Here is a 15,054-nt window from a genome sequence, read left to right as displayed (position 1 = left end):
TTCCCTTCAAAAATTATTTGCTCTTATAGGTTCGTGTTTATGTTTAGCCCATAAATATTTCTGCAGTGAAACTCCAATTACTCCAATAATAACAAGCCCAATCCCTCCATAAACATAGAGTTGAGTTACTCCAAACAAATGCACTAATGGACCACTCATAGCAGGAGAAATAATTAGAACTGCGTTTGTTAAACTGCTTTGTATACCAAATACTCTTCCTACTTGATCTTGATCGGATTCTATTTGTAAAATGACTTGATTAGATACAAGCATCAGCCCACTTCCGATACCAGCGATAAAACTAATTAAATAGGCTAAAACGAAGACCGTACCGGGCGTTATCAAACCAATCCCCCCAAAACCAATTCCCATTAAAACCATACCTCCACATACTACCCAGCCATATTGAAATTGTTTTAATTTCTGAGTTAGTAATGCACCAAGTATTCCGCCAAGACCAATAATAGAAATGATATATCCCATTTTACTTTTATCATGTGGGAATAAGCTCTTAAATAAAGTTGGGAATTGTGAGTCTACTAATTGTAATACTGCCATGGCTATTGTAACGAAAATCATGGTTGATAATATTATCCGATTAGATAACACATAACCCCACCCTTGTACCCAAGCGGTCCAAGTACTTTGTTTTTGCTTTTCAACAAATTCTTTCGATATAGTTTCTTTAAATTTTATTGTGGGTATCAGAACTAAGGTAGCTAATAAACAACTTATAGCTCTTATAATGAGGCAGAACTCTGGTTGAAACCAGCTCAGCAACATGCCCCCTATAAGTGGGCCTACTATCTTTGTACCCTGCTCTACTATTCCGTTGATACTTACTGCTTTAGTAAGCAAGTCCGGGGATACAATCTGTCTTGTTAGTGTTTGCTGTGCAGGATAATAGAAAACAATAAAAATGGAACGAATCATTAATGCCACTAAGAGCCAGTGGATATTTTGTACAAATAAAAGAGCAATTGTTATTAAACCAACCATTAGATTACAGAACATCATAATTGGAATTTTTCTAAAACGATCCGCAATAACACCTGCCCATGAGCCAAAAATAATTCCAGGAAGTGCATATGCAACAGGGATCAATCCAATCATAGTAGGATCTACTTCCCATTCAAACCCAACTATAGTCATAATCGCTAACATATCAATAAAAACACCAAGCATAAGCAATGAATAGGCAGAGAAAACTTGTAAATAAACCCTATTTCCTAATAGGCCTTTTGAATCGGTAGTTTTCATAAAAGCAAGCTCCTTAAGTTACTAATATAAACGCTTTTGCGTATAAGGTACCCCTTTATTAAACCTAATTAATTATTATTGACATCTCACCTAGAATTTAACTTCGTCAAAACTTAAACCAGTATTATTTTTTATATCTTTAAAATAGTCAGATAAAATAAAACGTACCTATTTCTTCATTTTTATATCAACTGTTACAAAATATATCTTTCCCTTACACTAATAACAGCTAAACTTTACCTTAATGTAACCATTTACAGTCGTTTGCACATTCAATTCACATCCTTTTTAAAGTTGACTTTTTTCTATCTCAAATACTATCACACAAATATTTCACCTACTATATTCATAAAGTTGAAATATTTGAATCAGAAAATTCGGATAAAAAACAAAATCCAAAAATCATACCAAAAAATTATTTAGTTATATTGTCATTTTATAGATGGCTTTAGCCATAAGGATATTAAGAATTAAGTTTTTTAATTTTATTAACATAATAGTTTAAAGAGACTATAAATCCTACTAAACAAAAAGATAAATATACAATAAAGTATATTTATCTTTTCTTATCCTACATATTTTCTATGCAAATTAATTCCAATAACTAAAATTGATAATAAAAATATAATACTACCAATTACTAATGCACTCATAACAGAATTGAATAATATAGTATTAATACTTCTGCACCTACTACCTATTTTATTTATTGGATATTTATACTTCAAAAAAATTACACATTATTCACAATTAGGATACATACCTAAAATATGATTTGAATATGTTATTATATTTTAATATAATATAAAATCAGTTTTTCTATAAGAGAACTTAATTTTTATGTAGTACGAAATTGTTAGTAATACAGTATATATTTTAATTTAGTTATAAAAATGTTTAAAGACCACCTATTTCCATAAGTGATCTTTCTTTGTGATTCTACATTTATGAACTACTGTAGAAATATATCGTAGATACGCTTTGTTTGCTAAATGTTTAGTTCTTTCCATTTACTAAAAAACATAGCTTCATACAATTAATATCATATTCGTTAAATTGCAAACTATTATTTTTTCTTCTGTACAGGCAAACTACTAAAAATTAATTCAGCAACTTTTACATATCCTTTTGAGTTTGGATGAATGAAATCCGTAGACCAAAGCGTATTGTCATTAACTAAATGATGATTCCAAAAGTCAACATGATGAAGCTTATACTCTCTACTCAGCGAAAGTATAACTTCATTCGCCTCTAATAATTTTTCTTTTAATACTTGTTTTTTTCCAGAAGGAAATGGAAGCCTAACAGTAAAATCTGGAAGGTTTGCTATCATAATATCAGCGCCTGTTTTACTTAATGTGTCTATCATAAATTCCATATCGTTCTTATATGCATCATGATTCCAACGTCCTTTTAAAACATCATTTGCACCTGCAATGAGACTAACCAAATCTGGATTAAAAGTTAATGCCTTTTCCAATTGCTGCGAGCGAATTTCTTCAGTTACTAACCCACGCTTTGCAAAATTAGCATATTCTATATCGTTTTCACACAGTTGAACAAAATGATCTACCCAGCTTTTTAATGCTATTCCCTCAACTCCATCCCCTATCCCCTCTGTAAAACTATCACCAATTGCTACAAATCGCTTCCACATATGTATTCCCCCTTTATTATTAACCATATCTATACTATACAATAGCTCACACCGTAATTGTTATTTCTAAGTGGTTTTCGTTTTCGTTTTCAATTATATTCCACTTTACTATATTTACATTTAGAATCCAAAATTGACCGATTCCTAAGTATACTTAGGAATCAGTCATATTCGTATATTTACTAAAGAAATAAAATCTCTCTAGGAATTATACTTTTTTCAAAAAATTTGTTGTTCTTTGTTTTGCCCAGTTGATACATTTCTTTTCGATTAAATGATACGAAACTATAGAAAAAAGTAGTGTCATTATAATGCACAAAGTGAGAAGGAAAAAAATAGGTATCTTTGTATACAAAAGTTTAAATAGTACCATCATGATTGGAAAATGACACAAATAGATACTGTATGAAATTTCTCCTAAATATACAAATACACTCTTATTTAAAAATGCTTTTATTTTTAGGTTACTCATAGCCATTATAATAAATATACTAACCCCCATTACGACACCCCAATCTTTGAATAAGAAAGTAGTATCATTACGGGAAAAACCATAAATTAAAATGGAATATAAATATAGAATAATCCCTAATGCAATAAGAAATCCTTTTTTATATTTTTTCATATTTTGATATAAGTAAATAAGTTTTTCCTGATACTTAAAAAGTAACATTCCAACCATAAACATAGATGTGAAATGCAGTGTATCGGCATAACCATTATAAAATCCCTCTGCTTTCCCAATATGCAACATATTAAGGAAAACACTAATTAAAGAAAAGCTCAAAGCAATTAATATCGTTTTCTTCCAACTCAGTTTATAAAAAAGAAGGAATAACAAAGGAAATACAATCGATATACGCATTTCTTGAGCCAATGACCAAATAACTGGATTGTAATTTTCCGTAAAAAAGTTATTAAGAAGCACAATGTGGTTTATAATATCTATTTTTGTTATAGACCCTTGCCACCTATCATAGAACCAATCCCGTAGTCCTGCCACCTCATACGGGGAAAACAAAATAAATAACGCAAAGGTAATGATTATCCAAAAATAGTAAGGAATATAAATTCTTACAAATCGCTTAATTAAATATCCCCAATAATTTGTTTTTGAATGATAAAGTGCCATAGATAACACAAAACCGCTCAGTACATAAAAAACGATTACCGCTTCTCCACCCGCCCATAAAAACCTAAGCGGGGAAAATTTAATAGAATTAGGCAACGATGGTAGCATTAAACAAAAATGTCCAAATACCACTGTAAGTGCTGCTAACCCTCGTATGGAATCTAATTCTTTTATTCTCTTACTCATAAAATATTCTCCTTGTAAATTGTAAATTTTTCTGTTAATAAAGGCCACTATACTAGTGTAGTGGGAGAATCGTACATATTCTTTCTTTAAATCTCTAATATAAGCAGTACAAACTCAATCTATGCATCTATTTTCTAGCCTCCATTTCTTTATATAATTAATTTAAAACAAAATATTTAATAGAAAGAAAAGATTTTATTAAATTTTTATAAAATTTAATAACAGAAATAAGTACCAGGTATCAATTTTTATTTTCACCTGATGGAATAATGAATGTTCTTTCATCATGTAACTTTATTAAACTAACCTTGCATCAGAACCCTTTGAATCTAAATATTCATAATAAACGCCATCCTTCCTGTATTGGAGTGAACCCTGGGAATGAGACGATAAAAAACACCTCTCTAAATCGTAAGTATCAGTTATGATTTTAATGGAGGTGTTTTTCGTATGGGGAAAAAGGTGCATTATCCCGCCGAAATAAAGTGGAAAGTAGTTGAAATGAAACACCAAGGATTCAAAAATAAAGAAATTATGGATGCCTTAGGAATTAGACATGTGGCTCAAATTAAAACTTGGATGAAATGGTATCGTGAAGGCGAAACCTATCGGTTTGAACAATCTATTGGAAGACAATCTGCACATGGAAAAGGCTTAAAAAGGTTAACAGAACTTGAACAAAAAGAATTAGAAATACGTTATTTAAAGGCAAAGATTATATTGCTGGAAAAGTGCCAAGAAATCTTAAGGAGGTGGGAGGAAAAGAAGAAATAATGAAAATGATAAAGGAATGGCAATCAATTTTTACAATTGCAGAACTGTGTTCCATATTTAATATTTCACGTGCTACTTATTATCGTTGGAAAAAGCAGGAGAAAACAGTAACTAACCATGAAGAAAAAACCGTAATAGAAATATGTCAACATCATAAATATCGGTATGGATATCGTCGGGTTACAGCTTGTCTACGTGATCAATTTAACATCGTAATGAATCATAAAAAAGTATTACGTATCATGAGAAAATACAACGTATTATCTCGGGTTAGAAAAAAGAAAAAGATATTTGTACTCGGTCATGAACCAGTGGTAGCTAAAAATAGAATACAACGGAGATTTAAAGCTACCAAGCCTAATGAAAAATGGTTCACTGATATCACATATTTGATGTTCGGCAATAAGACTCTTTATTTTTCATCTATTATAGATGGGTTTAACAATGAAATTGTAAGTTATAAAATAGCTGAGACACAGGATGTTTCTCTTGTATTAGATACTCTAAAAGAGGCTTTAAAAAAGCGAAATGTGATTGATACGATTTTACATTCGGATCAAGGAAAGGTGTATACATCAAAACAATTTCAAACATATGCCAAAGAAAAAGGCATTATCACAAGCATGTCTCGTACAGGAAACTGCCATGATAATGCCCTCATAGAATCCTTTCATTCTCATTTGAAATCCGAAGGATTCTATGCGCAAAATATAAAACAATCGAATAATGCTAGTATAATACAAACTGTGGATGAATACATCCACTACTATAATAATGAACGGATTCAGAGAAAATTAGATAATATGTCACCTATAGCTTATAGGAAACATATTATCTAGGTGTTTTTTCTTTGTCTCACCAAATGGGGCCAGACCAATTTTAGCTTAATTGCAATACGAAAAGTTCCGAAGAACCAAATTTGAGAATTAATACAATCTTCCATTCCAAGCTACCCTCATAAGAATCTATAGTACTTTGAAACTTTTTGTTCCAGATTACTATTTAGTTTTATCCTATAAAGTTAGCTTTTTACTATATCAACCGCACTATCCCACATACCGCTAAAGAAAGATCCGATTTGGCGCATAAAACGTGTAAACCAATTTGCTTGTTCTACATCAGATTTTGTTACAAGGTCTATTTGTAATGATTTACCTGATAAGAACCCAGGATCTATATTATCTTTAGGCGAGATAATCATTTTACTAATTGTTACACCTTTTTTAATAGGCGCTTCTTGTTCTTTATTCGATACTTTAAATTCTTTTTTATAAACGTCATTGTTGCCCTTCGGCATTGGAAGTGCAACAGCTTGCTTCGTTTGAACTACTACATCTTTATCTTTTGCATTTGCTACTCGAACTGTTTCATGTCCTTTTACTACTGCATCTTTTCCGTAGACATTCTTCACTTCAAAATTCGCAAATCCATAATCGTATAATTTCTTTGTTTCATCAAAACGTGCCGTATGAGATTTTGCTTTTATCACTACAGAAATTAGGCGCATACCATTTCTTTCTACTGTACCAGTGAAACAATCTCCCGCTTCTGGAGTCGTTCCTGTTTTCAAACCATCTACACCTTCATATTGCTTAATTAAACCTTTTAACATCCAATTAAAGTTCGCCATATCAATTGGATATTTACCACCCTCTTGGAATGTTTTTTTAGGAATTTTTGCTGTATTTAATATTTGGGGGAAATCTTGAATAAGACGTTGTGCTAAAATTGCACAATCCCTTGCAGACATTTTATTTTTCTCGTCTAGAGTTGTCCCTTCTGGGTGATATCCTTTTAAATCTTGATTTGTTAAGCCTGTAGAGTTTACAAATTTATAATCTTTCATTCCAAACTCTTTTGACTTATCGTTCATCATTTTTACAAAATTGACTTCTTTACCAGCAATCTCTTCAACTAAAGCAATTGTTGCACCATTTGCAGAGTAAATTGCCATTGCCTCATATAACTCTTTTACCGTATAAGAGCCACCATTTTCTAATGGAACGTTTGATAATGAACGATCTTGCGAAATCTTATGTGCATATTCAGAGATTTTAACTTTTTGATCCCATTTAATTTTTCCTTTAGCTACCGCTTCATGCACTAAGTATTCGCTCATCATTTTTGTCATACTAGCAATTGCCAATGATTCATCTGCATTTTTTTGATATAAAATTTTTCCGGAATTTGCCTCTATTAAAATTGCTGATCCTGCTTCAACGTCTATAGCAGGAACTGTTTCCGCTGATGCTCTTCCAGATGTAACAACAATGCTACAAAATAGTGCAAGCACTGTTACTATTGCAATAAATCTCTTGCAAAACATACCTTTCACTTCTGTTACCTCCAATATCTTTTTACTCAAAAAACGTTCTTCTAACATAATCCTCAAAAAACAGACAGTGTTATCAAATTCTATATACATATAAGACGTTAGGATAACTTTCATATAGACCATCTCATCAAACCCTTTTAGGACAATGACACTTCGTATTCCCACACACATCCCTCTTTTTAATACCTTCGTATTTTTCAAAATGATCCGTACTTTCATATTTTTTAGGATTACACTTAATAGACAGTGTAAGTAATACATTTGTTCCATGTTTACAAAAAAACAGTGTGTTCCGATTAAATATCGAGACACACTGGTAGCTTAGCATTCGTTTATTAGCTATCAAGGTTTTTACTTATTCAATGCAGCTATTTGCTAGACTCATACTAAATAAGAAAAAAACTACATCCTATATTGAATGTAGTTTTTCTAACTGATTTATTTATTTTTCACTTCATTTTTATAAAAAGCAAATAATGGTTCGATGGATGGACTAGATAAAAGAGGAATTGCCTTCTCAATCAATTCCCTATCCCAATCAAACCAACGCATTTCCATTAACATGTTTATTTCTATATCAGTGAATCGTTTCTTTATTTCCTTAGCAGGATTTCCACCAACTATTGTATACGACGGAACATCTTTACTTACGACAGATCCTGCCGCAACAATTGCACCTTCACCGATTGTAACGCCAGGCATTATTATAGCATTCATACCAATCCAGGCATCGCTTTTAATGACTGTATCACCCTTCGGTTCATATGATTGTTCTATTTGCTCAATGAATGGATAAACTGTAATCCATTCAGGGTGATGATTATGATTCCCACCCATTAAAATGACAACTCCACTTGCAATACAAACATAATTTCCAATAATGAGTTTATCAAGTTGCCAACCCATCTGTTCAATTGGATTGAACAGTACTCGAGACTTAGCATCGCCCCATAAATATCTAACGCAACCATCTTCAAAATTTTGATCGCCATAATATCCTGAATAATAGGAGTACTCTCCTACTTCAATAAGTGGATTTGTTACTATATCTTTTAAATACTTCGTTTCAGACCAATGATTATATAATGGATGCTTCATAATTACATTCCTCGCTTCTAAGTATGGTAGATTTAATAATTTACTTAGAAGCTTAATACGACAGCTACATTTTTAAACTTTTTCAAACGACGAATCATTATCTTCAAGCCTTTCTTTTATACTAAAAAAAGCATACCGCAATACATTACACTAGTCAAATTGTTTAATTTTGAACACATCTTAAACAGCGTAATACTGTAATAAGAACATTAAAACACTCTGACTTTGATACAAATAATATATTGATTACATTTAGTTCATATTTTGTAAAAAAATTTTAATTGCCATGACAAAGCAAACAATAACCACTATTGGTCGTATTAATGACGTCCCTTTTGTAAGCACCATCTTTGCCCCAATATATGACCCTATAATTTGACCAAGCATCATAATCAGCCCAATTGTCCAATCAATTTGGCCAAAAATAATAAAATATAACAAAGCAGCGAAATTACTAGTAAAATTCAAAATCTTAGCATTTGCAGTTGCTCTTGTAGCACTATATCCACATAAAAGAATGAAAGCTAAAGCAATTAAGCTACCTGTTCCTGGGCCGAAGAAACCATCATAAAATCCAAGGAATGGAGCCACTGTTAACGCAAATAACAACATACTTATTTTTCTCGGTCGATCTTCGTTTGCTATATTTGGAGATAATAGAAAATAAAGACCAATAATAATAAGTAAGAAAGGTAATATCATGATTAAATATTCTGCTCGTATCTGTAAAATAAGCCATCCACCCAAAATAGATCCAAAAAAGGTCATTAAGATGGACAAACGCATTTCTTTGAGATTAATTTCTTTCTTCTTAATAAAAATCACAGTTGCCATGAGGGTTCCGCTACTCCCTTGTAGTTTATTAGTTGCTATCGCTACAGAAGGAGACATACCTACTAATAACATTACTGGGATAGTTATCATACCACCGCCCCCAGCAATTGTATCTATCCATCCTGCTAAAATAGCTACTAAAAATAGTAATATGAGTAATTCAATAGTAAAATCCATATAAAGGAAATGGGAAGGTTTGAGCTATTACAGCCCAAACCTTCCCATTCTCCCTCCTCTCTTTAAACTAGTTTATGATATCTGTAAAGTAACTCTCTTTCTGGTCGCGTAATCGGCTGGAAACGTATTGCCTGCAAACAATTCTACGTCCATACTTATTATCACCAATCGGAATTTTATATTCTTCCTCCGATAACCTTTCTCTACCATGGGTTACATTTGTTTGCTTACCATAGTATGAATTTGGCATAATCAATAAATCTTCAGATGTAAGCGGGACTTTATAAGTAGGCATTGTCCGTAACAGTTCCAAAAACATGTCGAATTTTAACTTTTCTTCTTCACTTCCTCCCACATAAATCAATCTATTTTCTGCTCCATTCAAACAAGTTGCAATAATATCACCATTATCATCCAAAAATATAATTTGGTTTATTTCCCCTACGAATCCCGATATTTCACCATCCGCCATTCCTGCGATATGAGCAATAGGCATTTTACTTATCGCCAATATATCATCTTTACTGAAGTGATTTTCTTCAAGATGCTTTTGAAGTAATTTTGGTGTTCCAATATGAGTATTGGTTTTTAAATTTAACACTCCTTTTAATAAAAGAGCATCAACCCTCGTAAATTTGCCGCAAGTAATTTCCGAAACTATTAGTTCGACGGATTTATTAAGTCTATTCGATACAATGTCTAAATTCGTATTGAACGATTTCAATCTTTCTTCAATATGTAATTGATCTTTCATATCTGTATACACTGTCGCATCGTTATGTTGATAAAAGTTTCCGCCACCAGTGCTTGCACCGACATTTCGCAAAACTTCATCATTGTTTAAAGGGGAAATGAGATGAAATCTATTTTTCCCTGCATGTTCGGACGGATGAATCAAAGCATCATAATTAAAAAGTGTGGCAAAAAGCCATGTGACCCATTCAGCATAAAAATATTTTTTCATTCTATCGTGTTCGTTTTCACCATAATTAAAGCCTTTGCGATTTTCTCCAGGTAATAGGGTTTCCATAGGATCACACGGAATATTTTTAATAAGGATAGGCGGTACGTTTCCACCACAATTCGCTTCTTTTATCATATGAAGTAGTTTTTTTACATCTGAATTCGGAGTTTTCTTTGAATAGTCAATCAAACAAATGAGCCACTCTTTTGAAAAGCTTGCAGCTATTTCTTGATCACAAGTATAAGGATTATGAGTTTTTAATTCATTGTCTATCAGATTCTTGATTTTATCCTTTAATACATTAGGAATAGTAATTTCTTCAATTTCCGTAATCTGCAGTATTCCTTTATTCATTATAAAACCTCCGTTATTTTATTTTTCTACACCATATCTCCTGTTAAATGAACTACCCACTTCTTTTTTGCTCCTTTGCTTTTCGTCAGAACTATTAGAACCACCAATTTACAGATACTAAACGTGAATGATACGAGATTTCCTCTTAGTTACATTTCTCCAACGAATTCCCCTTGAATTAGCATATTTAATTTAAAAATCTAATTCATTTTCTAAAACTTTCCGAAAATCGAAATCAGAATTTTCTTCATACTAACAGTAAAAATATAACACGAAACCAAAAAATGTAAATAGTTAGGATTTTTTATAAAAAATAGTCAGACTACTTTTAGGATAATTCGCATTTCATTGGACCAGCTATTCCCCTCTATTTTATTTATAACAATTAAACAACCTGTCTTTGCAATAAAAAAAGTCCCCTGAATGATAGAGGACCTTCTTTACAAGTATATTTTATTTTAAAGTTCTTACTTATCTTTTATTTTAAAAGATATTGCTGTAACTTCTTTATTAACAGTTCTGTTCCCTCTGGACTTACAATAATCTTCCCATTCGCTAACGAAATATTCTTATCTGAAATATCACCTGTAATTGCACAAGCTTGCGAAGATTGATATTTCCGCAAAATAATCTGATCATCTTCCACAAACATTTCTAGCGCATCTTTTTCTACAATTCCTAAACTCCGTCTTATTTCCATTGGAATAACAATACGCCCCATACTATCTGCTTTACGAGTACTCCCTCTTGATTTCATAAAATGTCACCCTTTATTTTTATCTACTATTACAGGACTTATTTTAGCAATAAACAGCAATAAGGAATAGTTCGTATTACAGCACTTATTTTAACAGGAAATTCCAATAAGGAATAGCTCATATTAAAGCTTTCTCATGTTTATTTCTGGTTTTTAAAATATTTATCCTTGATTATCTTAATATATTGTTTTCTTTCTGTTAGTTCAAAAATAAATAAAGCCTTATTAATATAGTTAAAACCATCTTCACTAGATTGCTGAAGTTCTAATAAATTTGAACCTTTTTCGAAATTTAGTTCCCCTAATAAGTATAAACTATTTATATTAATGGCTAATTTAATACCTATATCACTGTACTTTATTGCTTCTACATGTTCATATGTAAGATGTAAACATTTTGTTAAGTTATAAATAATTCTTAATTTAATTTCTTTATTTCTAGGAAATTCTATCTTATTAAAATTACTTAAACATTTCTTTAATATGCCTATACTTTTTTCATATTCTCCATTTTCCGCATAGATTACTGCCATTGTATGCATAATATCTATTTCTCTTTCTGATAAAAAATCAGCATTGGTTACAGTTAGTTTTAATGCATGATTTAAAAGATTTAAAGCAGTTTTTGTTGATCTGTTCACCATAAATATAGCAATTGCTTCATGCCATAGTAGAAATTGTTTATTTTCTTTTGACTCGAAATTATTTTCGTTTTTCTCTTTTTTCACTATTTCATAAAGTTCTTCATATTGTTTTTGTTTTATGCAATCTCTTATTACATATTTTACGTTTTCTACATATTTTAATTTTTTATTTTGAGTTAGCGCAAATATATAATTCGGATCAACACCAAGTCTTTCAGATAATTGATACAACAATATGCTAGATGGATAAATAATACCTTTTTCTATCTTACTAATCTGACTTTGTGAACATATTCCCCGACATAGTTCAGATTGTGATATATTTTTTTTCTTTCTAAGTTCTTTAATAATAATACCGAGATTATAGAATTCCATTTCTCCCCCTCAAATGTAACAATTTATGAGTATAAGAATATTTTCCAACTTTTAATGTGATGTAAAATTAATATAGTTACAATTACTAATTATATTGATTTATAGTTTCTTTTACAAACTTGTATTAAAATGAGAGAAATTATTACAATTAAAGGGAATAAAGAGTATTGGATATGATTTTTCAGCTTTATTTCAAATAATAGTTTCTTTTGATTTTTATATGAATAATTTCGAAGGAGCTTATTTTATGAAAAGAATGTTAACCGAAAGAGAGTTAGAAGTGGCTATTTATGTAGCAAAAGGATTAACAGATGCAGAAATTTCCAAAAAGATATATATTAGCCCTAGAAGAATTTCAACGATAATTAATCATATTAAAGAAAAATGGCGTATTCATTCTAGAGTGGAATTAGGTATTTTAGTTTATCATTTTGGGTTTATAGATGCACCCTTATTTTCAAATAAAGAAAGTCATTTATTTGAAAAGATTGCACAATAATTGTCCAAGTATAATTCGTTTAAGTTACAAATAAAAACAGAAAAACCGCTGAACTTTTATTATTTATGGTAATTCTGCATTCTGAAGTTGATGGGCATGTATGGATTGTTAAAAAAAACATATAAATCTTATTCTTATAGATATTTTAGTAAGAATGATTGTACTAGAAACTTTTAAAAGGTGAAAACATACCTTTAAACAATGTTTCTTCCGCAACAGCAAGTATAGCTTTTCATTTAAAAAACCTATCATTTTGATTAAGATTTTTTCAAAAAGGGTAGGTTTCTTCAGTTTATAGGAAAGTTATACTAAACTCATAAAAAAATACAATAAAATAGGTAAAAATGCTATCGCGTCTTTACCTATCCTATGGATAAACAGATTCTCATAAGAAATAGACAACTTCCCAAAGAATTATAAATATATTATTTTAAATTAATTGGTTGTTGTTGAGTAATACAATGAATCATACCACCATTTTTATACAGCTCTCTTACATCTATCCCCAACACTTTACGATCAGGATAAAGTTTTTGAATCATCTCATTTGCTATTTTATCATTAGGATCATTATAGTTTGGAACTAAGATGACTTCATTCGCTATATAATAATTAATATAGGAACCTTTATAATCAAGCTTCTTCCCATTTTTTAATGTAACATTATTCTTACTTAGCGGTAGATATACATACTTGTACTTATTACCTGTAGCATCTTTTGCCTGCAGCAACTTGTTAATATCTTTGCCAGACGCTCCCCATTCAGCCAAATCTTTTTCTTTTAACGTTATAATAGTAGATTTATCGTGGAATTTGGCAAATCCATCAATATGAAAATCAGTAATATCTAAGTTAGGTGCTCCATCTAACCAAATAAAATTTGTTACCCCAAGTTCACTAAAATATTTTTCAATATCCTTTTCTAACAATTTAGCGTTCCTATTTTTATTCGTCACAGCACTTCTAGTTAATAAAACAGTTCCATTACCATCCAATTCAAATGCGCCACCTTCAAGAACAAATTTATTCCAATTTATTCTTTCAATGCCTAACTGATTGCTAAGATTCTCACGAAGACGAGCATCTTTCTTATATGGCGTTTTCTTTCCCCATCCGTTAAAGCCTGGATCTAATATCTTTAAATTTTTGTCATTATCGTAAACAAAAATTGGTCCAGTATCTCTAGCCCATACATCGTCAGTAGGTGCGATAAAGAAATCAATTTTCTCCATATTTACCCCTTGATCCGTTAGAACTTCAATAATTCTTTCTTTCTCTTCTTGATCATATGCAACAATATGAACTTTTTCTCCTTTGCTTAAAGATTCTGTCATTTGAATCCAAATCGGTTCTACTTCTTGCTGATATTTTGACCCGTATGTAAGTTCATGAGGCCATTGTAGCCATGTTCCTTCATGTTTGCTTTTTTCATCTGGCATTGTATACTTTCCTACTATTTTTTGCGCCTCTACTTTCTTCCTATCTTCTCTCTGCGGTTTTTCAATTTCCTTCGCCTGGACTTTCTCAATTCCCTTAATTTGAGCATAACCACTAATAATAGATGTGGTTAGTACAGCACTCATACACAATTTCGTTATTTTTTGCATTTCTTAACCTCCTTTTCTGTTCCACTGTAAACCTTTACATAGTGTTAAGGTCAAGCTTTTTTAATTAAATTATTACGTATGAAGCACGATTTAAATCGAACAATATCTTTCTGTGCAAAAAATCCACTCCGGGGGTGGTATGAAATGTTAACTTGATGAGCATGTGTAACTCCACCATTTATAAAAACTAATAATTGGAATGCATATAAAAAGGTTTAAGAATTAGCTTCTCTAACCTTTTTATATGCACTATTATGTTTATACCTCTAACATCAATCCTTTTGCCTGTTCAACCTCATATAAATAACAAATAAGAATCAACAATTCCTACTATAATCACCATTGACCCCTATAACATCTCGCGCTTTTTTTCACTTGTTATCTTTTCTGCTCCGTCTACT

Annotated in this window: 12 protein-coding genes; 2 read left to right on the top strand and 10 right to left on the bottom strand. The window is 31.1% G+C overall.

Features of this window, described 5'->3' with window-relative positions; genetic code table 11:
* Positions 1-6 precede the first annotated feature (6 nt).
* The 3 genes from ACUN26_RS09105 to ACUN26_RS09095 form a co-directional block, all read right to left on the bottom strand.
* Positions 7-1,260: an MFS transporter gene (locus ACUN26_RS09105; protein WP_000858623.1), complete on the bottom strand. Its 1,254-nt coding sequence runs from the start codon at positions 1,258-1,260 to the stop codon at positions 7-9.
* Positions 1,261-2,326: 1,066 nt separating this feature from the next.
* Complete coding sequence (locus ACUN26_RS09100) at positions 2,327-2,944, bottom strand: SGNH/GDSL hydrolase family protein (RefSeq protein WP_002040445.1); 618 nt, start codon at positions 2,942-2,944, stop codon at positions 2,327-2,329.
* 181 nt (positions 2,945-3,125) lie between these two features.
* Positions 3,126-4,235: an acyltransferase family protein gene (locus tag ACUN26_RS09095; RefSeq protein WP_000044181.1), complete on the bottom strand. Its 1,110-nt coding sequence runs from the start codon at positions 4,233-4,235 to the stop codon at positions 3,126-3,128.
* 450 nt (positions 4,236-4,685) lie between these two features.
* On the opposite strand from ACUN26_RS09095, the gene ACUN26_RS09090 reads away from it, so the two are divergent.
* Positions 4,686-5,848 (top strand): IS3 family transposase gene (locus ACUN26_RS09090; protein ID WP_098436510.1). Its coding sequence is split into 2 segments (ribosomal slippage): positions 4,686-4,953 and positions 4,953-5,848, totalling 1,164 coding nucleotides; the frame shifts between segments, so codons are not numbered across the junction.
* A 182-nt stretch (positions 5,849-6,030) separates the two neighbouring features.
* Here the strand turns inward: ACUN26_RS09090 and ACUN26_RS09085 are convergent.
* From ACUN26_RS09085 to ACUN26_RS09060, 6 genes are all read right to left on the bottom strand, one after another.
* Complete coding sequence (locus ACUN26_RS09085) at positions 6,031-7,344, bottom strand: D-alanyl-D-alanine carboxypeptidase family protein (protein ID WP_033657365.1); 1,314 nt, start codon at positions 7,342-7,344, stop codon at positions 6,031-6,033.
* Positions 7,345-7,782: 438 nt separating this feature from the next.
* Positions 7,783-8,442, bottom strand: coding sequence for a CatB-related O-acetyltransferase (locus ACUN26_RS09080; RefSeq protein WP_000682552.1), 660 nt, complete (start codon positions 8,440-8,442; stop codon positions 7,783-7,785).
* A gap of 252 nt (positions 8,443-8,694) precedes the next feature.
* On the bottom strand, positions 8,695-9,453 hold the full coding sequence (locus ACUN26_RS09075) for a TSUP family transporter (protein ID WP_000347979.1): 759 nt from the start codon (positions 9,451-9,453) through the stop codon (positions 8,695-8,697).
* A 67-nt stretch (positions 9,454-9,520) separates the two neighbouring features.
* Positions 9,521-10,771, bottom strand: coding sequence for a hypothetical protein (locus ACUN26_RS09070; RefSeq protein ID WP_001032371.1), 1,251 nt, complete (start codon positions 10,769-10,771; stop codon positions 9,521-9,523).
* 478 nt (positions 10,772-11,249) lie between these two features.
* Entirely contained in the window at positions 11,250-11,528 is a 279-nt protein-coding gene (locus ACUN26_RS09065; RefSeq protein WP_000842219.1) for an AbrB/MazE/SpoVT family DNA-binding domain-containing protein, read from the bottom strand.
* A 140-nt stretch (positions 11,529-11,668) separates the two neighbouring features.
* Positions 11,669-12,547: a helix-turn-helix domain-containing protein gene (locus ACUN26_RS09060; RefSeq protein WP_000397971.1), complete on the bottom strand. Its 879-nt coding sequence runs from the start codon at positions 12,545-12,547 to the stop codon at positions 11,669-11,671.
* Positions 12,548-12,794: 247 nt separating this feature from the next.
* On the opposite strand from ACUN26_RS09060, the gene ACUN26_RS09055 reads away from it, so the two are divergent.
* Positions 12,795-13,046, top strand: coding sequence for a response regulator transcription factor (locus ACUN26_RS09055; protein ID WP_000827556.1), 252 nt, complete (start codon positions 12,795-12,797; stop codon positions 13,044-13,046).
* Between the two features lie 425 nt (positions 13,047-13,471).
* On the opposite strand, the gene ACUN26_RS09050 is transcribed toward ACUN26_RS09055, so the two are convergent.
* A complete protein-coding gene (locus ACUN26_RS09050; protein WP_001169635.1) occupies positions 13,472-14,653 on the bottom strand; it encodes an agmatine deiminase family protein in 1,182 nt (393 codons plus the stop codon).
* Between the last annotated feature and the right edge of the window lie 401 nt (positions 14,654-15,054).

This window comes from Bacillus sp. WC2503, from assembly GCF_052682895.1.
This window is presented reverse-complemented; position numbering and strand designations above follow the sequence as displayed.

What these genes read in the sequence shown, in the direction of transcription:
- ACUN26_RS09080 (WP_000682552.1), bottom strand. Translation starts at nt 8,442, where the DNA reads ATGAAGCATCCATTATATAATCATTGGTCTGAAACGAAGTATTTAAAA.
- ACUN26_RS09055 (WP_000827556.1), top strand. Translation starts at nt 12,795, where the DNA reads ATGAAAAGAATGTTAACCGAAAGAGAGTTAGAAGTGGCTATTTATGTA.
- ACUN26_RS09095 (WP_000044181.1), bottom strand. Translation starts at nt 4,235, where the DNA reads ATGAGTAAGAGAATAAAAGAATTAGATTCCATACGAGGGTTAGCAGCA.
- ACUN26_RS09070 (WP_001032371.1), bottom strand. Translation starts at nt 10,771, where the DNA reads ATGAATAAAGGAATACTGCAGATTACGGAAATTGAAGAAATTACTATT.
- ACUN26_RS09100 (WP_002040445.1), bottom strand. Translation starts at nt 2,944, where the DNA reads ATGGTTAATAATAAAGGGGGAATACATATGTGGAAGCGATTTGTAGCA.
- ACUN26_RS09105 (WP_000858623.1), bottom strand. Translation starts at nt 1,260, where the DNA reads ATGAAAACTACCGATTCAAAAGGCCTATTAGGAAATAGGGTTTATTTA.
- ACUN26_RS09050 (WP_001169635.1), bottom strand. Translation starts at nt 14,653, where the DNA reads ATGCAAAAAATAACGAAATTGTGTATGAGTGCTGTACTAACCACATCT.
- ACUN26_RS09075 (WP_000347979.1), bottom strand. Translation starts at nt 9,453, where the DNA reads ATGGATTTTACTATTGAATTACTCATATTACTATTTTTAGTAGCTATT.
- ACUN26_RS09065 (WP_000842219.1), bottom strand. Translation starts at nt 11,528, where the DNA reads ATGAAATCAAGAGGGAGTACTCGTAAAGCAGATAGTATGGGGCGTATT.
- ACUN26_RS09060 (WP_000397971.1), bottom strand. Translation starts at nt 12,547, where the DNA reads ATGGAATTCTATAATCTCGGTATTATTATTAAAGAACTTAGAAAGAAA.